A 19,223-nucleotide genomic window follows, 5' to 3' on the forward strand; every position below is an offset into this window, starting at 1 on the left:
AGTTGCGTGCCGGGGCCCGGGCGTTGCGGGGGCGTTGACGCTCGAGCACGATCTGCTGCGCTGGGGCGACCGGGCCCCGGCACGCAACTCCGAATACCGCGAATGAACTCCATCATGGAGCGCTGGATCCAGACCTGCCGCCGCGAGCTCCTCGACCGCACCCTGATCTGGAACCAGCACCATCTCCTGCACGTGCTCGTTGAGTTCGAGACCTTCTACAACGAACATCGGCCACACCGGGCCCTGGGCCAGGCCGCTCCACTCCGCCCGCTGCCCGAGTGAGGTTCTGGTCCAACTTCTGTGATGTGCCTACTCCCTGTGACTGTTGGTCTTGCTGATAGGTCTCGCGAGATCGTCTGGAAACTGCCGGTGCTGACCGCGTTCGGGCTGATGGTTCTGGGCTGTGGGCGATGTACTGCTCCGGCTGGAAGAGCTGCTCTTCCTGGCGGATCCGGGGATCAAGGTGGTGTCGGTGCAGGACGACGGCGAGGTGATCCGAGTCGGTGTCAGATCCCGGACGGCCGGGGCTCGGTGCCCGGGCTGCGGAAGCAGGTCCGGGCGGGTGCACGGCTCTTATCTGCGGTTTCCAGCTGACCTCCCCGTGGCGGGACGGCGGGTGGTGCTGCGGCTCCGTGTCCGGCGCTTCACATGCGAAGATGTCTACTGCGGGCGGCGGACGTTCGTCGAGCAGGTCGCGGGCCTGACCCGGCGGTACAGCCAACGGACCGAACGAATGCGGTCGGTGCTGGCCGAGGTCGGCCTCGCCCTGGCCGGTCGCGTCGGCGCCCGGCTGGCCGACGTCTTCGGGGCGAGGATCAGCCGGAACACGGTCCTGCGGCTGGTCGACTCCCTCCCGGAACCCCAGCCGCAAGTTCCGCGGGTGGTCGGCGTCGACGAGTACGTGATGCGCAAGGGCCGTGTCTACGGGACCGTGCTGGTCGACGTCGAGACCCGCAGGCCGGTTGACCTCCTGCCGGATCGCGAGGCAGGCACTGCGGCGGCCTGGCTGGCCGAGCACCCGGGAATCGAGGTCGTCTGCCGCGACCGCGCCCCGTTCTTCGCCGAGGGCGCGAGGATCGGGGCACCCACCGCGGTCCAGGTCGCCGATCGGTTCCATCTGTGGCGCAACCTCGGCGAAGCGGCCGAGCGGTGCGTCTCCCACCACCGCTCGTGCCTTCGTGTGACCTTCACCGAGTCTGTGCCGGAGAAGGCTCCGGCACCGGCCGAGAGCGGGTCGCCATGGCCCACCGGGCACCGGTTCGCCGACCGCACCCGCGCCAAGCACGCCGCCGTCCACGCGCTGCTGGCCGCCGGCCACAGCCGACGCTCGATCCAGCGCCAGCTCGGCATGACCTACCGCACCGTCCAACGCCTAGCTGACGCCGCGAGGCCGGAAGACCTGTTCCAGGGACAGTGGCAGAACCGCAAGACCAAGCTCGACGACTTCAAGCCCTACCTGCACGAGCGATGGGCCGAGGGCTGCACGAACGCCTGGACCCTCCGGGAAGAGATCAAGACTCACGGCTAAACCGGCGGCTACGGAGCCGTCCGCGCCTACCTCCAGCCGTCCCGCACAACCCCGACCGCACCGGCAGCCCGTCCGCCGTCCCCGCGCACGGTCACCGGCTGGATCCTGACCCACCCCGACACCCTGCCGGAGAGCGAGCGAGTGAAGCTCAAATCCGTCCTCGCCGACTGCCCCGAACTGGATGCCCTCACCGGCCACGTCCGCGCGTTCGGGAAGATGCTCACCCAGCTCCAGGGTGACCAGCTCCCGCAATGGATCAAGGTGGTTCGCGCCGACGACCTGCCCAGCCTCCACACCTTCGTCAACGGCCTCGAACGCGATCTCGCCGCCGTCACCGTCGGCCTCACGCTGCCGTGGAGCTCCGGCGTCGTCGAAGGCCACGTCAACCGGATCAAAATGATCAAGCGCCAGATGTACGGACGCGCTGGCTTCGGGTTGCTACGGAAGCGAGTCCTGCTGGCCTGACCGCGGCTCTGTAGCTCGACGAGCGGGTCCATTCAGCTGATCGCGAGCGGCACAGGAGCCAGGCCCAGCTTGCTCCGGCATGAGTCGACGGCCCGGCGACCCAGGCAGTTACGGCGTCGCGATCTGGCGCGATCGCGTGAAGCTCACGTGCCTTCTCCTGGGCTTCGACGATCCACGGGGCCAGCGGGTCCTCTAGAAGGACTCACTCGAAGTGATCGCGGGCCGTGTCCGGATCCTCGACCAAGGCGGCCGCGATCCCGGCGTCGAAGCAGTCCCAGAGGAATCCCCGCCGCACCGGCCTGGACGTCAGGTATCGGGCGACGTCTGGCAGAGCTGGGAACCTCTCCCTCAGCGCGGTCACGTTCACAGCCGCCCGTCGGCTGAGTTCGAGTGCCAGCGGCGTGAACTGGTCCTCGGTGCGGAACGGCTCGGGGCTGACTCGGACTGCGTCCACGTGGAAGGCCAGGTGGTCCACGTCGTGCCACAGCCACATCGCACCGACGTCCAGACCGCTGCCGGCAGTGCGTGGCGGGGTGAACTCCACAACCCCGAGCCATCACCCGTGATCATCAATCCACAGCCGCTACCGCCCACGCCGGGCCATGCCGAGCGGCGTCAGGGACTCCCGCGCCGCCGAGGTGATGATCCGGAGAACCGGACTGCGATCTGCCATGACCGGCATTATCAACCGTCCTACCGACACCCCCGTCGGTACTGAGCGTCACCGTTCCACAGAAGTTGGACCAGAACCCGTCCCGGCTGCCGATCAGGTCGCCGACCAGCCCGGCATGTTCAACTCAGTAAAGGCCCAGGATGTCGCCGAGTGCATGACCGAGGCGCACCCGGACCTGGACTACGTCTCCCTTGCCGACGCGGAGATGGCCTTCGCGGCCCGCAGGGTCTTCGATGCCCGCGGTGCGGCAAGGACATCGAGATCGTCACCGAGAACGGCACCGACGAAAAGCCGGTCGCGGTCCAGGACCGCGGCTTCTCGGCCATGGTCGCCAGCTCTCCCAGGGCATCAGCGAGACGGCCGTGAGCAGGGCGGCCGGACTGCTCAGGACAGGCAAGGGGGAGCGAGGTCACCCCTATCCCGCTCGCGCTGATCACCAAGGACAGAGTGGAGGAGGCCCCGAGTGCTGCGGCACTGAGCCGGGTTCTGTCTGCGGGCTCGCCGAACGAGGGCTGCCTGGGTGCCCGCACGACCTCCTTGCGAACCCGTGGCCGGCGCGGGATACCGCCAGCCGCACACGAGGAACCGGAGACCGAAACGTTTCGCTACCGAGAGTTCACTCTTCGGAGCAGGATCGATGTCTGATATGGAATCCATAAATTCAACTGGTGCAACATGCTGTTTGAACTGCATAAACATGGATGTAGTCAGATTGATGATCAAGCGAAGCTTTCGAAACATGTACCGAAACTATTGACGGTTGACGCGCACAGGCCAAAACTATCCGGCATCGGACCTCCCCAACCGAGCTGTCACAGGAGGCGTATCAATATGAACGTGTCCGCACAGCCGAGGGGCCGCAGGCGCGGCCGCCTGCTGTTCAGCGTCAGAAGTATCTGGACCGTCGCGCTGGCCGCCGCCACTGTGCTGCTCCTGACCGCCACCACCGCCACCGCTGCCGTCACCACGAACCAGACCGGCACCAACAACGGCTGGTGGTACTCGTTCTGGACCGACGCCCAGGGAACTGTCTCCATGGACCTGGGCTCCGGCGGCAACTACAGCACGCAGTGGCGCGACACCGGAAACTTCGTCGCCGGCAAGGGTTGGAGCACCGGCGGGCGCAAGACCGTCAGCTACTCCGGCTCCTTCAACCCGTCCGGGAACGCGTACCTGACGCTCTACGGATGGACCACCGGCCCGCTCGTCGAGTACTACATCGTTGACAACTGGGGCACCTACCGGCCCACCGGCGAGTACAAGGGCACCGTAACCACCGACGGCGGCACGTACGACATCTACAAGACCACCCGGTACAACGCCCCCTCCATCGAGGGCACCAGGACCTTCGACCAGTACTGGAGCGTCCGGCAGTCGAAGCGCACCAGTGGCACCATCACCAGCGGGAACCACTTCGACGCGTGGGCCCGCAACGGTATGAACCTGGGCAACCACAATTACATGATCATGGCCACTGAGGGCTACCAGAGCAGCGGCAACTCCAACATCACGGTGAGTGAAGGATCCGGTGGCGGGGGTGGTGGCGGTGGTGGCAATGGCGGCTGCACCGCGACCCTGTCGGCCGGTCAGCAGTGGGGCGACCGGTACAACCTCAACGTCTCCGTGAGCGGATCCAGCAATTGGACCGTGACCATGAACGTGCCCTCGCCGGCGAAGGTCTCCTCCACCTGGAACGTCAGTGCGTCCTACCCCGACAGCCAGACGCTTGTCGCCAAGTCCAACGGCAGCGGCAACAACTGGGGCGCCACGATTCAGACCAACGGCAACTGGAACTGGCCGACCGTCTCCTGCAGCGCGGGCTGAGTCAGCGGCGAGCCGTAGCGCGCACCGTGCTGCGGCTCGCCGCACGCCCCGCTCCAGACCGCCGGCGTCGCGGTCGCGGGGATGGCGGTAGCCGGCCAGCCACGGCACATTCGCTTTGAGCGCCTTGCCCGGCGGCGCCAAGCGGCGGTAGGTGAAGCTCCGCTGAGTAAGAGGTCGTTTTCTCCCGGTGTTTCATCCTGGAATCTTCGGTTGATGTGGCTTTGCGGGGTCGCGCCAGGAGATGGTGCTCTCGCCGGTGAGGCGGCGAGCCATCAGGTCGGCCATCGCGATATGGATCATGGCTTCGGAGCGAGCCGGAAGGGTCTCGTAGTCGCGGTCCAGGCGGCGGTGGAGCATCAGCCAGCCGTAGGTCCGCTCGACCGTCCAGCGTTTCGGAATCGGGGTGAAGCCCCTGGTCCCCGGGGTGCGGGCGGTGATTCCCAGGTCGATGCCCAGGGTGGCGGCGTGCTCGACGAAGTGCTTGCGGTAGCCGCCGTCGACCCAGACCTTGCGGATGGCCGGGTGGTCGGCTGCGACCTTGCGGGTGCCGACAAATCATCCGGCCTGGTCATGCAGCATTCCAGTATTCGTGAAGGGTTCCGCCGAGTCGATCCCGTCGGGGGACTTTCATATGTCTGATGTGCGCTGGCACGTTGATCGGTTCGGGTAGTGCGCGAAGGGGTGCGGCTTGCTTCAGCGTTCGGTGCGGCCGGTGCTCGTTGCAGAAGGTTTCGAACTCGCGGAGCGCGTACAGGAGGTGGCTCTGGTTCCAGATCAAGGTGCGGTCGAGGAGCTCGCGCCGGCAGGTCTGGATCCAGCGCTCCATGAGGGAGTTCATCCGGGGTATCCGGATGCCGGTGGTGATCACCTTCAGGCCGGCGTCGGCCAGCAGGGCGTCGAAGGCGGCGGTGAACTTCGCGTCTCGGTCCCGGATCAGGAACCTGGCCCTGCTGCCCGCGTCCTCCAGGTCCATGACGAGGTTGCGACCGAGCTGCACGATCCACTCCGCGGTCGGGTGAGCGGTGGCGTCCAGGATCCGGATGCGCCTCGTGGAGTGCTCGATGACGGCGAAGGCGTACATCCGCGCCCCGGTCAGCGTCCGGGTCTCGAAAAGATCGCAGGCGAGCAACGCGTCGGCCTGGCTGCGCAGGAAGGCAGCCCAGGTGGTGCTCTGCCGTTCGGGCGCGGGCGGGATGCCGTGCTCGCGAAGGATCTCCCAGACGGTCGAGGCGGCGACCTTGATGCCCAGCGCCGCGAGCTCGCCGTGGATCCGTCGGTAGCCCCAGGAGCTGTTCTCGCGGGCCAGGCGCAGCACCAGAGCGCGAATCGAACGGACGGTGGGTGGGCGCCCGCGGCGCTTGGGCGCGCAGGTGGCGGCATGGCGTTGCCTGAGCAGGTTGCGGCGCCAGCGCAGAATCGTGTCCGGGCATACCAGCAGCAGGAGGTGATGCAGTTTCTCTCTCGGGAGGTGGTGGAACAGGCCGGCGAGAACCACACGGTCGGTGTCGGTGAACGCGGGCTTGGCAACCTGGCGTTGCAGGATGAGCAGTTGGTGCCGCAGGGCGAGAATCTCCACGTCCTTCTCGCGGTCACTCATCGGCAGGAGGCGTAGCAGGATGAAGATGTTGGTAGCGGCGAGGTAGGCCAGGCGCAGCAGCACGACCGCCGTTTTCCCCTGCCCAGGTGAAGACAGCGGGGCGGCCGGCAGCCACATCAGAGATGGCCGGTCAAGGCCGTGACCTGGGCGGATGATTTATCGGCACCCACACTCCCAGCTCCTGCGGCAGGCCCTCCTCGACTTCGCCGATACCCCGCATGAGGCGCTGGAGGCGGGCGAGAGCGCCTTCGACGAGGTCACCGCAGAGCTCGCGAGCGCCCTCGCGGAACGGCGACGCGTCCTGCGTGCGGGCTGGCAGGACCAGGATGCCCAGGCGCAGGCGGAGGAGTTCCGGCACGCGCTGCGGCAGTACCGGGAGATCACGGAGCGACTGCTGCGCCTGTAGACGGGCCCGGCCCAGCGGCAGGTCACCGCCGCACAGGTCGCCGCCGCCCCGGGCCGGGTGGCGCCGGTCGCAGTACGGCTGATCCGGGTTGGTGCACGCTCACGTGCCACCTCCCGGAGAGGCAGGTCGCGACGGCGCCGACGGGCACGGCGATGCCGTAGCCCGCGAGCAGGCCCGCGACGAGCGCGGCGCTCACGACCGCGGCGGACCGGGCCTCCAGGGACGGCCGGGCTGCTGCCGGGACCGCGCGAAGAGGTCGGCGGCGGACGGCAGCGGCGAGGACACATCGGTCGTGGACATGGCCGGATCCTGTATCCAGCGCCGTTCGGGCGGCAACCGAATTACGATGCGGAATGGGTGGTTCCCAGCCAGATCCCGCAGGTCCCCGATCTGGCCGAACTTCATGTCGTGCCCTAGGTGCCCCGGGCATCTAATGAAGATCGGCACGACGCATCCTTCGTCTGCGAGGTCTTCCATGACAGACCTGACCGAACTGTCCGAGCCTGTCTCCTTCCCCCAGGACCGGACCTGCCCCTATCACCCGCCCACCGGGTACGACCCGCTGCGCACCGCCCGGCCACTGGCTCGCATCCAGCTCTACGACGGCCGCCCGGCCTGGCTCGTGACCGGCCACGCCGCCGCCCGCGTCCTGCTGGCGGACCCCCGGCTGTCCACGGACCGCACCCGCTCGGGCTTCCCCGTCACCACGCCCCGCTTCGCCGCGGTCCGCGACCGCAAGCCGGCACTCCTGGGCGTCGACGACCCCAAGCACCGCACCCAGCGGCGGATGATGATCCCGAGCTTCACCCTCAAGCGCGCCACCGAGCTGAGGCCGCGCATCCAGGAGATCGTCGACGAACTGCTGGACGCGATGATCGCGCAGGGGCCGCCCGTCGACCTGGTGCGTGCCTTCGCGCTGCCGGTTCCGTCCATGGTGATCTGCGCCCTGCTCGGCGTGCCCTACGCCGACCACGAGTTCTTCGAGGAGCAGTCGAGGCGGCTGCTGCGGGGACCGACGGCCGAGGAGACGCAGGACGCCCGGGACCGGCTGGCGGCGTACCTGGAGGAACTGATCGACCACAAGCAGCGGCAGCCCGGCGAGGGCCTGCTGGACGAACTCGTCCAGCAGCGGCTGCGCGAGGGCGAGCTGGACCGCGAGGAGCTGACCGCGCTGGCGATGATCCTCCTGGTCGCGGGCCACGAGACCACGGCCAACATGATCTCCCTCGGCACCTACACGCTCTTGCTGCACCCCGACCGGCTGACCGAACTGCGCGCCGCCCCCTCGCTGCTGCCGGACGCGATCGAGGAACTCATGCGGATGCTGTCCATCGCGGACGGGCTGCTGCGGCTGGCCACCGAGGACATCGAGATCGCCGGGACCACGATCAGGGCCGGGGACGGCGTGGTCTTCTCCACCTCCGTCATCAACCGCGACGAGGACGTCTATCCGGCGCCCGACACGCTCGACTTCCACCGCTCGACCCGTCACCACGTCGCCTTCGGCTTCGGCATCCACCAGTGCCTCGGCCAGAACCTCGCCCGCACCGAGTTGGAGATTGCCCTGCGCACGCTCCTCGAACGGCTGCCCGGGCTCCGGCTCGCCGCCCCGCCGGAGGAGATCCCCTTCAAACCCGGCACCACCATCCAGGGGATGCTGGAACTGCCCGTCGGCTGGTAAGAGGCTGCCGTCATGCACATCGAGATCGACAAGGACCGCTGCATCGGCGCCGGACAGTGCGCCCTGACCGCGCCGGGAGTGTTCACCCAGGACGACGACGGCTTCAGCGCCCTGCTGCCCGGCCGGGAGGACGGTGCCGGCGACCCGCTGGTCCGGGAGGCCGCCCGCGCCTGCCCCGTGGGCGCCATCACGCTGTCCGAGGACGAGTAGCGGGTCACGCCGACCGCCGGTCCGCCGCCGCACGCGGCGGGCCGGCTGACCCGCCGCGTGCCCGTCGCGCCGGCCCGTGGCCCAGGCAGCGCAGGATTGACTAGAAGGCCGCCGCGCGGGTGGGCGTTGTTTGGGTGTGCGGGTGTCTGACGGTGTGTCGAGGTGTGGTGGGGCCGGGTGCCGGCCCTGGGCTCAGGCCGCGGCAGGCCGGCCGGTGACGCCGGTGACCTGCTCCCAGAGGGCGAAGCGGACGGTCATCTCGGCGCGGTAGCCGGGAGCGGTCATCGGGTGGCGGCGGGGCCGGAAGTGGGGTGAGATGCCGCTGAACGCGGACAGGAACCACTGCGCGGCGCCCACGCTGCGGAAGCCCTTCATGGCGCGTTCGCGCTGCCTCGTCGGCTGATGACTGTTCTCCGCCCGGTTGTTCAGGCCCTGGTGCGAGCGGTGTTCGACCGAGGGCATCACCTCGCGGTGGGCCGCTCCGTAGGAGCAGAGCTTGTCCGTGACGATCACCCGCGGCACCTCGCCTGTCTTCTTCAACAGGCGGCGGAAGAAGCGCCCGGCCGCAGCCGTGTCCCGGCGGCTCTGCACCAGGATGTCCAGCACCATCCCGTCCTGGTCGACAGCCCGCCACAGGTATTTCCGCTCTCCGTTGATCCTGATGAAGACCTCGTCCAGATGCCACTTGTCGCCGGGCCGGGACCGGCGGCGGCGCAGCCCGTTCGCGTAGGCCTGGCCGAACTTCAGACACCAGCGGCGGATCGTCTCGTACGAGACGATCACACCGCGCTCCAGCATCAGCTCCTCCACCTCCCGGAACGACAGCGGGAAGCGGAAGTACAGCCACACGCAGTGGGAGATGATCTCGACCGGATACCGGTGCCCCTTGTACGACGGCGACATGTCCTCCACGGATGGCCCCCTCCACCGTGATCAGCCCGAGGATCCTCCCATCCTGTCAGCCAACGTGACAGCGCCCTGCTGGGGTTTCCTTCTCCTGGTCTTCTTCGGGCCGGGCTCCCTGACGTTGATGGGCCTGCTCCGCCGACAGTCCGCGCCGAGTGCCGCGTCCCCGGGGGCGCGGGAGGTTCCCAGGTGGGGTAGGGAGTGACGGGCCCCGTCACCCGGATGCCGTCGGGTCGTCCGGCATGGCGAGGTGCGCCAGGTCTCCCGGCGGCGCACTGCGGACCGGCCAGAGCGGTGCGGGCGTGCCGTCGGCGACCGCGGCAGGCGCGTCGGTGAGGTTCATACGGTCACGGAGGCGGCCGTAGAAGTCCATCGGGCCGAGCCGTACGGCACGCAGCTTGCGCGGTGCGGCGTAGACGCCGATCCAGTCACCGGGGCCGATCACGCCGCGGAGCTGGCCGTCGATGCTGACGGCGGCGCGGCCCGAGCGCTCGAGCACCCGCAGCCCGACGGGCTCGTCCGGGGCGGCGACGACCGACCGGTTGAACGTCATGTGCGGCGCCACCGGTGTGAAGACCAGTGCCTCGGTGCCCGGCGAGACTACGGGGCCGCCGGCGGCAAAGCTGTAGGCGGTCGATCCCGTCGGTGTGGCCACCAGCAGCGCGTCGGCGGAGTACGAGGCCAGCAGCCGGCCCGCGATGTAGACCCCGACCGAGATCTGCCGGTCCCTGGCGAGCTTCTCCAGTACGACGTCGTTAAGGGCGGTCACGTCCAGCGGGATGCCCCACTCGCCGCCCGTCTCGCAGTCGGAGCGCACGCTGGTCGGGGGCAGGAGCGGGCCTCGGCCGTAGCTCATGAGCGCCTCGATGTCCGAGGGCACCTCCAGGCGGCACGAGGCACGCATGGTCAGCAGCATGCGCTGCTCCACGTCGAGCCGGTCGTCGTGCACGGCGTCCAGCGCCGTACGCACCATGGTCATGGGCACCTCGGTCAGGAAACCCACGCGGCCGAGGTCGACACCGAGGACCAGCGCGTCGATGGCGGCCGCGAGCCGGGCCCCGCGCAGAAAGGTGCCGTCCCCGCCGAGGGTGACGACGAGGCCGGGGTCGCCGGCCGCCGCCACTTCCTGCCGGGCGCTGCGCCGTTCGCCGTCGTTCCACACGTCGATGTCCTTGCAGGCGACGGCATGTTCGGCGCACCATGCACGGACCGTGCGGGCCGCCTCCGCGGCCTCGGGACGTCCGCCGTGTACGACCATGCCGACCCGGTCCACCGCCATCTCCGCCTCCTGGACGTCCGCTCGCCCCGACTGGGCGTGGGGCTCCATCCTGGCCAGGCGCGCGTCCACCGGGCGCGGTACCGGGCCGTCCGGGTGGTGCGGTGGCTGGTCAGCCCTGGCGGGCCTTGAACCGCGGATCCTTCTTGTTGATCACGAAGGTCACGCCCCGTCGGCGCACCACCTGGGCGCCGGGCCTGGACTTCAGCGAGCGCAAGGACTTGCGTACCTTCATCACGTTCTCCTTCCGCGGGGCTGCACGAGGGCGAGGGAGGCGGGTGTCATCGTTCTTCGCGGAAGAGGACGTGCTCTCCGGCGACCGGATCGTACTTGCGCAGGACGAGCTGGTCGGGGTCGTTCAGACGGTTCTTACGGGTCACATAGGTGACTCCCGTACCGGCTGCCGACTTCAGCCTGACGACGGGCCGCGCTGTGCTGAGCGGGCCCGGTTCGGCGTCGGCCGCGCAGGCGACGGCGTTCGGCCGGGTGCCGAAGGCCACGGCGTAGTCGCAGCTGCCGTGGCCGTAGGCCGCGCCCGTGCGTGCGTGCGAGGGTGAACGCCGCCCTTCGCGCGACACGGGTGAGCTGCCGGGCGTCGAGCGGGGGCGTCCGTGGCCACCACGATCATGCAGGAGCCGGTCTCCGCCAACGGCGCCGGCGCCGGATCGTCGGACTCGAGGCTCGGAGACCGCGGGGTCACGATGCGGCCCAGGCCGCGCAGGGCGCCGCCGAAGTTCGCCTGCACCAGGACACCCGCGGTGAAGCGTCGGTCTCCCACGTCCGGTGTGCGCGAGGCGGTGTCGATGCCAGCCTTGAAGCCCGGTGCGACCGTGCCGGTGCCCGCGCCGACGCAGCCTGTGAGGCTCGGAAAATCATCGCTGCAGGCGAGGACGGCACTGCGGCGCCGGCCGGCACCTATACCGCTCGAAAAGTCATCGTCGCCGGTCAAGCGATATAACGGTACTCGCTGATCACGCCACCGAGGATTCTGGTCCGCAGCACTCGGCGGGCGTTGAGGTCGTGCACGGTGGCGTCGGGCCGTTCCTTGGCATCAGGCGGTGGTTGCTGTCGGGCCTGGTGAGGTCGGTGGGTGTTGTAGTGCCGCCGGTAGGCGGCCAGGACCTGGCGGGCATGGGCCTCGCCCACGATCAGGACGTGGTCGAGCATCTCGCGCCGGATGCTGCCAATGATCCTCTCGCAGGGAGCGTTCATCCGAGGAACCCGCGGGGCACTCAAGATCACCTCCAGCTCCTCGGCCGCGAAGACCGCATCGAACGCCACACCGTACCTGCCGTCGCGGTCACGCAGCAGAAATCGTAGAGATTCCATGTGCATGCCCGGGTCGGCGGCGAGATTCCGCGCCTGTTGCACGGCCCACTCCCGGGTGGGCTGGGCGGTGACTTTCGGTGAGGTGCAGGCGCCTCGCGCCGTGCTCGAGGAACACCAGTGCGTACAGCCTCGTGCCGAGCACGGTGTCGAGGTGGAAGAAGTCCGCCGCGATGAGCCCCTCGGCCCGGGCGGCCAGAAACTCGCGCCAGGTCGGACCGGCACGACGAGGCACCGGGTCGACGCCCGCGGCGTTGAGGATCTCCCAGACCGTCAAGGCAGCGATCCGATGCCCGAGTCGGGCCAACTCCCCCTGGATGCGCCGGTGGCCCCACCGCGGGTTCTCCTGGGCCGGCCGCGGAACGAGCGTCTTGATCGCCGCTCGGGCGGGCGGGCGTCCGGTGCGTCGGCGTGCGGTGTAATCCCGCGTGGCGGCGACGGGTTTGTGGTGCCGGGCGGGCAGGGTGGCGGGGTGACCGGGAAGACCTCGCGCCGGTATCGGCGCGGACGGGGCGGCGCACCGGAATCGGTCGGCCGGCTCGGAGCGGGCCAGGCCGGCCGGTTGGCGGCGCAGGACGGCGTTCTCGTGCCGTGGCACGAGCAGTTCCGCATCCTGGGTGGTGTCGCGGCGCGGCAGCACCGGCGGGACGGACGGCAGCCTCCGGGCCACCTTGGACAGCAGGGACACGGTCACGCGGACATGCTCTCAGGGTCGAACCGCATCACTCCCACCTGTACCGATGACTTTTCGAGCGGCACAGGGATCAACCGCCTCAAGCGCCACCGGGCTGTGGCCACCCGCTACGACAAGCTCGCGGTCCGCTACGAGGCGACCGTCCTCGTCGCGGCCATCAACGAGTGGCTGTGACCCTCGGCCGTCACACGGTGGGATCCACGTTCCAGGTCTCCGGCAGATCGCTGCCGCAGAAGACGCAGACGAAGTCGTCCTCACGCACGATGTTGTGCTCCTGACAGCCAGGACACCGCCGGAACACCACCTCGTGGGTGAAGCCGGAGGGCCGCCCGAGCCCTACAGCGTCCAGAGCGCGAGCGACTGCCGGCCAGGAGGTGACGTCCGGGCAGTACCCGGTGGACTGGTTACTGACCTCGCTCACGGCCCACCGGTCCGCCTCACGTACGAAACCGATCTCGCCGGCACTGAAAACCATGGCTCCGTCGGCGCAAGCCACGTGCTCGCTCCGCCGCGGTGCCAGCCGAAGCACACCGTCCGTGCCGACCACGAAGGTGAACGGTTCGGCCAGCTCCGCCGCCGATCGCCCAGCGATCCAGCCGCCGAACTGATCCGGCACCCGCCGCTGCCAGGCCGGACCGCAGCCTTCAGCTCGACCGGTCCGACATATCGGTAACTCCACCCCCGCGCACTCACGTGAGCCAACGTAGAGCACTTCCGACACACGCCCTAGTCTTCTGAGTCAGGGATTCTGTTCAGATGTGTAGGGTTGCGGGGTGGCGCGTACTGGGAGGCCGAAGGCCGAGTTGATCCTGTCGGATGCGGAACGGGCTGCGCTGGAGGGATGGGTGCGGCGCCGTTCCACGCCGCAGGCCTGGGCGCTGCGCTGCCGGATCATCCTGGCCTGCGCGAGCGGCGCGTCGAACAAGGACGTGGCCGCTCAGCTCGGTTCGACGCCGCATGCGGTGGGTCGGTGGCGGAAGCGGTTCGTCGAGCACCGGATCGCCGGACTGGGCGACATGCCGCGCTCCGGCGGTCCCCGGACGGTGACCGACGAGCAGGTCGCCGCCGTGGTCACCAAGACGTTGGAGTCGACGCCGAAGAACGCCACGCACTGGTCGACGCGGGCGATGGCGAAGGAGATGGGACTGTCGCAGTCGACCGTGTCGCGGATCTGGCGGGCCTTCGGCCTGCAGCCGCACCGCTCGGAGACCTTCAAGCTGTCGACAGACCCGTACTTCGTCGACAAGGTCCACGACGTCGTCGGTCTGTATCTGGATCCGCCCGAGCGGGCCTTGGTGTTCTGCGTGGACGAGAAGTCGCAGATCCAGGCGCTGGACCGTTCCCAGCCGGTGCTGCCGATGATGCCCGGGGTCCCGCAGCGGGTCACCCATGACTACGTCCGCGCCGGCACCACCACCCTGTTCGCCGCCCTGGAAGTGGCGACCGGCAAGGTCATCGGCTCCCTGCATCGCCGCCACCGGGCCGCGGAGTTCAAGAAGTTCCTCGCCAAACTCGACAAGGAAGTCCCGACCGGCCTCCAGGTGCATCTGATCCTGGACAACTACGCGACCCACAAGACACCCGACATCAAGAAGTGGCTGCTGGCGCATCCACGGTTCCACCTGCACTTCACGCCGACCAGCGCGTCCTGGCTGAACCTGGTCGAGCGGTGGTTCGCCGAGCTGACGCAGAAGAAACTCAAGCGCGGCGTCCATCGCTCCGTCCAGGCCCTCGAACGCGACATCAGGTCCTGGCTCGCCGACTGGAACGAACACCCCAGACCCTTCGTCTGGACGAAGACCGCCGACGAGATCCTCGACAAAGTCGCCGCCTACTGCCGACGAATCTCTGACTCAGATCACTAGCCGGATCATCGCCACCTTGATCATGGCCTCGGAGGTCGCGGTCAGCCGTTCGTAGGCGCGAGTGAGGCGACGGTTGCGGACCAGCCAGCCGAAACTTCGCTCCACCACCCAGCGTCGGGGCAGAACCTTGAATCCCTTGACGTCATCGGTCCGCTTCACGATCTCGACGATGATGCCCAACGCGTCGCGGGCCCAGGAAAGCAGCTTGGAATCAACGAAGTTGGCGTATCCGCCATCAGCCCACACCAGGCTGACCGTGCGGAAGTCGGTGGCGAGCCGGGCCAGGACGGTACGGCCTCCGGCACGGTCCTGAACGGACGCGGAGGTGACGGCGACCACCAGCAGCAGGCCCATCGTGTCGACGATCACGTGTCTCTTCCGCCCGGCCGTTCGCTTGCCCGCGTCGAATCCACGTGCCTCGCCACCCTCACTGGTTTTGATCGACTGAGCGTCGATCACGGCGGCCGACGGCTCGGGATCACGTCCGGCCCCGATCCGGACCTGACGGCGAAGCGCGTCGTGGATACGGTCCCAGGTGCCATCCCGGCGCCACTTGGTGAACCAGCGGTGGGCCGCGTCCCAGGGCATCAGATCCCGGGGCAGCATCCGCCACTGGCAGCCCGAGCGCAGCACGTAGAAGATCGAGTCGAGTACCAGCCGGTCTCCGTACTTGCGTACCCCTCCCCCTTTGCGCAGGTCCCGCACGGGAAGGACCGGCTGGATGATGCCCCAGGCCTCATCGCTCAGGCTGGACGGATAGCATGGGCCGCTGACGGCCGTGCCTGGAGGGCAGATCGTAGCCGTCACGCGACTTACGCGACCAGCCCCGAACACCCTTTGGCCACCGTTGAGGAAGCGCGGTGGTCCGTGGTGCGTCGAGCCCCGCCTCCGGTGGGTATCAGGGAAGAGGGCATCATGACATCCATGCTGAACTACAACCTCGCCGTCCCCGAGGTGGATGACGCCGGTGTCCTGGCCGCGCTGGTCGCTGAGGGCGATGATCTCGACGTCCTGGTCACGGCAGTCGACGACTGGTCCATACCGACACCGGCACCGGGCTGGACGGTCGCCCACCAGATAGCACATCTCGCATGGTCGGACGCAAACGCACTCAGCGCCCTGCGCACTCCGGACGCGTTCAGCGCCGAGCTCGCGCGGGCAGAAGCCGAAGGCAGCGAACATGCCGACAAGGCCGCCGCCGAGGGAGCGGCCAAACCTCGGTCGGTACTCCTGGACGAGTGGAGGGCCGGTCGAGCGGACCTCGCGGCGGCGCTGCGCGACACGCCATGGGACCACGCATCCCCCTGGTACATGTCGGAGATCACCCCGGCCCTGATGATTCCCCTTCGTCTGATGGAAACCTGGGCCCACGGGCAAGACGTCTTCGATGCTGTGGGCGTGGCACACCCTCCGACCGATCGACTGCAGCACGTGGCTCTGCTGGGGGTGCTAGGACGAACGCTGTCCTTCGCCGCCGTCGGACTGCCTGAACCAGCGGGCCCCTTCCGCGTCGAGCTGACAGCACCTGACGGACAGACCTGGGTGTGGGGTCCCGAGACTGCCGCCCAAACGCTACGGGGCAGCGCCATGGACTTCTGCCTAGGTGTCACCCGGCGTCGCCCCTGGTCCGAGACCGATATAACGGCAACCGGCAAGGACGCACAGAAGTGGCTGGAGTTGGCGCGCGTTTTCCTCTGAAAACGTGCCGGACGGTTGATCACGCGCGAGCGTGACGGCAGCGATCTGCCCTCGGCGACGCCAGCCCCGAAATGGTCACGCAGTGCGTGCCAGTACGACAACTCCGGGGCCATCAGCAGCGCATGCTCGGCGTAATCAGTTGGCCACCCGACAGGCTCTCAGGCCGCTCGCCGCAGTGCACGCCCGGCCACCACACGGCGCTCGCCAACAGCAGGCTGCCCACCGCGCTCGTCCTGGTCGCCCCAGCGGCACCTACCGAAGGCCTATCCCTCCTCCCGATCGGAAGTCCATGTTCAAGAAGCTCTTCGCCTCCCGCTCTGAAAACCCGTCGGCCCCGACCGCGGCCGCCGAGCCCGCAACGCCGATGCGCGCCCGCACGGGCGTGCTGGACCTGACCAAGAAGGCGGCCTTCAGTCTCTCCAAGAACGGTCTGGACGGGCAGCGCGCAGCCGTGTACCTGGTGCTGGACCGCTCCGGGTCCATGCGCCCCTTTTATAGGGACGGCACCATGCAGTACCTCGGCGAGCAGGCCCTGGGCCTGCCCACCGGAGGACACCGTGCCCCCTCACCGGCATCGGCACCGGCGCTGCAGACGCGCACCCGCGCCGTCTTCCCTGCTAAGAGGACCGCCCTTGTCTGACACGCTCGATCCCCGCTCCGTCGTCCACCAGATCCTCGCCGACTACCGCCAGATGGCCGCCCGCCACCACATCGCCCTCAAGGAGCACTGCGGCATCGAGGGCGTGGTGGACGGCGAGTTCGACGAGTACGAAGAGACCCGCCGCATCACCGCGCTGGAGGCCGACGAGAAGCTGGAGACGTTCATCCAGCTGCTCACCGACGCCTTCGGCCTGCCCGATGACCGGCCCGTGACCGTCCTCGGCGCCAACACCGCCCAGTTCCAGGTCACCCCCGGCCGCCTCGACGACAACGCTCGCGCGGCGTTCACCCAGGGCCAGTGCCATGCGCTCGCCCACGCCGTCGCCGAGGTCACTGGCTGGCAGACCGTGGTCCTGGCCGAGCGCGAGTGCGCCGACGGCTACGACACCTGCGGCATGGGCAACGCCGTCGCCGACGGCCTGTGTATCTGCCAGCTCTCGCACGTTGCGGCCGTCCGCCCCCGCGACGGCCACCTCATCGTGCGCTAGACGGGCTGGGCCGTGGGCAGGACGGTCAGCTCGCTGATGTTGACGTGCCGGGGAAGGGCGGCGATGAAGGCAACGGTTTCGGCGATGTCGGTGCTGCGCAGGCACTCGATGTCGCGGAGCAGGCCGGCCATCAGGGCGCTGGCGTCGGGGTCCGTGACGTGGTCGGGTAGTTCGGTGTCGACCATGCCCGGCTCGATGGCGCTTACGCGCACGTTCTTCCGGCCCAGTTCGACCCGGATGAGACGGGTGAGGTGGCTGATGTACGCCTTGGTACCCGAGTAGATCGAGAACTTCTCCAGGATGCGGGTCGCCGCGATGGAGGAGGTGTTGATCAGGTCGGCGGGCTTTCCACGCTCGGCTGTGGCGGTCAGGTGCGGGAGGAAGGCAGCGATCACATTCATCACTCCCGTGACGTTGAGATCGATCTGCCGCTGCCAGTCGTCGACCTTGAGCTCGTCGATGGCGGAGATCAGCTGGACGCCCGCGTTGTTGAACACGAGGTCCGCCGGTCCCAGTGCGTCCCGCACTTGGTCGGCGGCCGTACGGACGGCTGCTCGATCAGTGACGTCGACGGGCAGGCATACGGCCTTTCCGCCGGCCGAGGCGATATCCGCGGTGAGGGCTGAGAGCTTCTCCTGTCGACGTGCGACGACGGCGACAGCGGCGCCGAGTTCGGCGAGGCGGCGTGCGGTAGCCGCACCCATTCCGCTGGAGGCGCCGGTGACGACAGCCACGCGGCCGTCCAGCGGTCGCCCGGTGAGCAGGGATGTCATGGCTAGGGGTCCTTCCTGTTCTTCTCTGGGATCGGCCGGGGTGGTCACAAGGCGTCGTCGCAGGCTGTGGCGGCGGACTTGTCCTGCCAGGCCGCAAGGTCGTCCTGAAGGCTGCGGATCTTGACCAGCTGGCGTTCGATCGCGTCGCGGCCCAGGGCCAGATGCCCTGGGAGCTTGTCCTCGCTGGTGACCTCGTAGATCAGGGCGGCGCCCTTGACGGGGTCCCCGAGCTGCGTGTGGTTGGCGGTGTCCCTCCAGTCCAGGGTGGCGTGGGCGGGTGTGCCGTAGTAGGCGGGCATGCGCTGGGCCGCGGTCGACAGGGAACGGGTGTCGAGGAAGTCGGTGCGGAAGACGCCGGGTTCCACGACCATGCTCTGGATCCCGAACGGCGCCATCTCGCCCGCGAGCGCCTCGCTGATGCCGGCCACCGCGAACTTCGAGGCGTTGTACATGCTCACTCCGGGCTCCCCCTCGAATCCGCCGCGGGAGCCGATGTGCACGATCTTGCCCGCTCCGGCTGCTCGCATGACGGGCAGGACGGCGCGGGTCATGTTGATCAGCCCGAAGACGTTGAGGTCGAACAGGGAGCGTGTTTCGGAGTCGGTGATCTCCTCCAGTGCTCCGAGCAGGCCACGGCCCGCGTTGTTGACGAGGACGTCGATGCCGCCGAAGTGACGCACGGCCACCTCGACGGCGCCCGTGATGTCTTCGGTACGGGTGACGTCGAGGGTGACGCCGAGGACCCGGTCGGACTGGCGCAGGTCGTCCGGCAGGTTCCGCGGGTTCCGAGCGGCGGCCACGACCGTGTCGCCGTTGCGGAGCGCGGCCCGCGCGATTTCCAGTCCCAGTCCGCGGGATGCGCCGGTGATGAACCACGTCGACATGAGATGCCTCCACATTGTGTGTTCACGAAGTGCCCCGGACCGCCGCTTCCGGCGGCGAGGCCCGGCTTCCACTGAACCAGCTCCGAGAAGGCAAGAGAGGCCGCAGAATGGCCCGCCGTATCGGGGGACAAAGTGGGCCACCCTCTTGCTGTCGGATCGTCGGCGGCTGCGCGATCCTGGACAGATGGACCGTGAGCACCCCGACAGCACACCGATGGCGGAGTTCCTCCGCTCTGCCCGCTCCCGCCTCACCCCGCAGGAAGCCGGGC

General features: G+C 68.7%; 18 protein-coding genes and 7 pseudogenes. 11 read left to right on the top strand and 14 right to left on the bottom strand.

Features of this window, described 5'->3' with window-relative positions; all coding sequences use genetic code 11:
* Nucleotides 1-81 precede the first annotated feature (81 nt).
* Both AOK18_RS11725 and AOK18_RS34195 read left to right on the top strand, forming a co-directional pair.
* Nucleotides 82-276 (top strand): annotated as a pseudogene (locus AOK18_RS11725) (integrase core domain-containing protein); the annotation flags it as partial.
* Nucleotides 277-403: 127 nt separating this feature from the next.
* Nucleotides 404-1,993, top strand: a pseudogene (locus AOK18_RS34195) (ISL3 family transposase).
* A 202-nt stretch (nt 1,994-2,195) separates the two neighbouring features.
* On the opposite strand, the gene AOK18_RS11735 reads toward AOK18_RS34195, so the two are convergent.
* Complete coding sequence (locus AOK18_RS11735; RefSeq protein ID WP_055694296.1) at nt 2,196-2,537, bottom strand: hypothetical protein; 342 nt, start codon at nt 2,535-2,537, stop codon at nt 2,196-2,198.
* Nucleotides 2,538-3,497: 960 nt separating this feature from the next.
* Here AOK18_RS11735 and AOK18_RS11740 point away from each other — a divergent pair.
* The gene (locus AOK18_RS11740; RefSeq protein ID WP_055694297.1) at nt 3,498-4,490 is read left to right on the top strand and encodes a glycoside hydrolase family 11 protein; all 993 of its coding nucleotides are present in this window, start codon (nt 3,498-3,500) and stop codon (nt 4,488-4,490) included.
* A gap of 192 nt (nt 4,491-4,682) precedes the next feature.
* Here AOK18_RS11740 and AOK18_RS30760 read toward each other — a convergent pair.
* Nucleotides 4,683-5,030, bottom strand: a pseudogene (locus AOK18_RS30760) (transposase); the annotation flags it as partial.
* Nucleotides 5,031-5,058: 28 nt separating this feature from the next.
* Nucleotides 5,059-6,150, bottom strand: coding sequence for a helix-turn-helix domain-containing protein (locus AOK18_RS11745; protein ID WP_055694298.1), 1,092 nt, complete (start codon nt 6,148-6,150; stop codon nt 5,059-5,061).
* Between the two features lie 112 nt (nt 6,151-6,262).
* Here AOK18_RS11745 and AOK18_RS11750 point away from each other — a divergent pair.
* The 3 genes and pseudogenes from AOK18_RS11750 to AOK18_RS11765 all read left to right on the top strand — a co-directional run.
* Nucleotides 6,263-6,493 (top strand): annotated as a pseudogene (locus AOK18_RS11750) (hypothetical protein); the annotation flags it as partial.
* A 475-nt stretch (nt 6,494-6,968) separates the two neighbouring features.
* On the top strand, nt 6,969-8,174 hold the full coding sequence (locus tag AOK18_RS11760) for a cytochrome P450 (RefSeq protein WP_055571497.1): 1,206 nt from the start codon (nt 6,969-6,971) through the stop codon (nt 8,172-8,174).
* 12 nt (nt 8,175-8,186) lie between these two features.
* Nucleotides 8,187-8,384 carry a ferredoxin gene (locus AOK18_RS11765; RefSeq protein WP_055571498.1) on the top strand — a complete coding sequence of 66 codons (198 nt, stop codon included), beginning with the start codon at nt 8,187-8,189 and terminating at the stop codon, nt 8,382-8,384.
* A gap of 192 nt (nt 8,385-8,576) precedes the next feature.
* On the opposite strand, the gene AOK18_RS11770 is transcribed toward AOK18_RS11765, so the two are convergent.
* The 7 genes and pseudogenes from AOK18_RS11770 to AOK18_RS11790 all read right to left on the bottom strand — a co-directional run bounded on the left by AOK18_RS11770 (nt 8,577) and on the right by AOK18_RS11790 (nt 12,586).
* Entirely contained in the window at nt 8,577-9,287 is a 711-nt protein-coding gene (locus AOK18_RS11770; RefSeq protein ID WP_055694302.1) for an IS6 family transposase, read from the bottom strand.
* A gap of 217 nt (nt 9,288-9,504) precedes the next feature.
* Nucleotides 9,505-10,569 (bottom strand): NAD(+)/NADH kinase, encoded by a 1,065-nt coding sequence (locus tag AOK18_RS11775; protein ID WP_055571499.1) that lies wholly within the window; start codon nt 10,567-10,569, stop codon nt 9,505-9,507.
* Between the two features lie 109 nt (nt 10,570-10,678).
* On the bottom strand, nt 10,679-10,801 hold the full coding sequence (ykgO, locus tag AOK18_RS11780; RefSeq protein ID WP_019525784.1) for a type B 50S ribosomal protein L36: 123 nt from the start codon (nt 10,799-10,801) through the stop codon (nt 10,679-10,681).
* Nucleotides 10,802-10,847: 46 nt separating this feature from the next.
* Nucleotides 10,848-11,003, bottom strand: a pseudogene (gene rpmG, locus AOK18_RS11785) (50S ribosomal protein L33); the annotation flags it as partial.
* Nucleotides 10,976-11,515, bottom strand: coding sequence for a P1 family peptidase (locus tag AOK18_RS30765; RefSeq protein WP_420865596.1), 540 nt, complete (start codon nt 11,513-11,515; stop codon nt 10,976-10,978). The pseudogene rpmG and the gene AOK18_RS30765, both read right to left, overlap by 28 nt.
* Nucleotides 11,512-11,937: an integrase core domain-containing protein gene (locus AOK18_RS35225; RefSeq protein WP_338119110.1), complete on the bottom strand. Its 426-nt coding sequence runs from the start codon at nt 11,935-11,937 to the stop codon at nt 11,512-11,514. The genes AOK18_RS30765 and AOK18_RS35225 overlap by 4 nt, the downstream gene beginning before the upstream one ends.
* Entirely contained in the window at nt 11,867-12,586 is a 720-nt protein-coding gene (locus AOK18_RS11790) for a hypothetical protein (RefSeq protein ID WP_338119111.1), read from the bottom strand. The genes AOK18_RS35225 and AOK18_RS11790 overlap by 71 nt, the downstream gene beginning before the upstream one ends.
* A 72-nt stretch (nt 12,587-12,658) precedes the next feature.
* Here AOK18_RS11790 and AOK18_RS34210 point away from each other — a divergent pair.
* Nucleotides 12,659-12,760: pseudogene (locus AOK18_RS34210) on the top strand (IS5 family transposase); the annotation flags it as partial.
* A 10-nt stretch (nt 12,761-12,770) separates the two neighbouring features.
* On the opposite strand, the pseudogene AOK18_RS11800 reads toward AOK18_RS34210, so the two are convergent.
* A pseudogene (locus AOK18_RS11800) lies at nt 12,771-13,234 on the bottom strand (hypothetical protein).
* A gap of 125 nt (nt 13,235-13,359) precedes the next feature.
* On the opposite strand from AOK18_RS11800, the gene AOK18_RS11805 reads away from it, so the two are divergent.
* Entirely contained in the window at nt 13,360-14,451 is a 1,092-nt protein-coding gene (locus AOK18_RS11805; protein ID WP_055694300.1) for an IS630 family transposase, read from the top strand.
* On the opposite strand, the gene AOK18_RS11810 is transcribed toward AOK18_RS11805, so the two are convergent.
* The gene (locus tag AOK18_RS11810) at nt 14,440-15,246 is read right to left on the bottom strand and encodes an IS5 family transposase (protein ID WP_079104967.1); all 807 of its coding nucleotides are present in this window, start codon (nt 15,244-15,246) and stop codon (nt 14,440-14,442) included. The two genes, AOK18_RS11805 and AOK18_RS11810, sit on opposite strands and share 12 nt — an antisense overlap.
* Before the next feature lie 120 nt (nt 15,247-15,366).
* Here AOK18_RS11810 and AOK18_RS11815 point away from each other — a divergent pair, with 120 nt between their 5' ends.
* From AOK18_RS11815 to AOK18_RS11825, 3 genes are all read left to right on the top strand, one after another.
* Nucleotides 15,367-16,149, top strand: a complete 783-nt coding sequence (locus AOK18_RS11815) for a TIGR03084 family metal-binding protein (protein ID WP_079039692.1) — start codon at nt 15,367-15,369, stop codon at nt 16,147-16,149.
* A 289-nt stretch (nt 16,150-16,438) separates the two neighbouring features.
* Nucleotides 16,439-16,789: a hypothetical protein gene (locus tag AOK18_RS35230; RefSeq protein WP_055571513.1), complete on the top strand. Its 351-nt coding sequence runs from the start codon at nt 16,439-16,441 to the stop codon at nt 16,787-16,789.
* On the top strand, nt 16,782-17,297 hold the full coding sequence (locus AOK18_RS11825) for a hypothetical protein (RefSeq protein WP_055571514.1): 516 nt from the start codon (nt 16,782-16,784) through the stop codon (nt 17,295-17,297). Before AOK18_RS35230 ends, AOK18_RS11825 begins: the two co-directional genes overlap by 8 nt.
* Here the strand turns inward: AOK18_RS11825 and AOK18_RS11830 are convergent.
* The gene (locus tag AOK18_RS11830) at nt 17,294-18,070 is read right to left on the bottom strand and encodes an SDR family oxidoreductase (RefSeq protein WP_055609224.1); all 777 of its coding nucleotides are present in this window, start codon (nt 18,068-18,070) and stop codon (nt 17,294-17,296) included. The two genes, AOK18_RS11825 and AOK18_RS11830, sit on opposite strands and share 4 nt — an antisense overlap.
* 44 nt (nt 18,071-18,114) lie before the next feature.
* A complete protein-coding gene (locus AOK18_RS11835; RefSeq protein WP_055694301.1) occupies nt 18,115-18,954 on the bottom strand; it encodes an SDR family NAD(P)-dependent oxidoreductase in 840 nt (279 codons plus the stop codon).
* Nucleotides 18,955-19,223: the final 269 nt, after the last annotated feature.

This window comes from Streptomyces prasinopilosus (genome assembly GCF_001419695.1).
GTDB classification, from domain to species: Bacteria; Actinomycetota; Actinomycetes; order Streptomycetales; family Streptomycetaceae; genus Streptomyces; species Streptomyces prasinopilosus.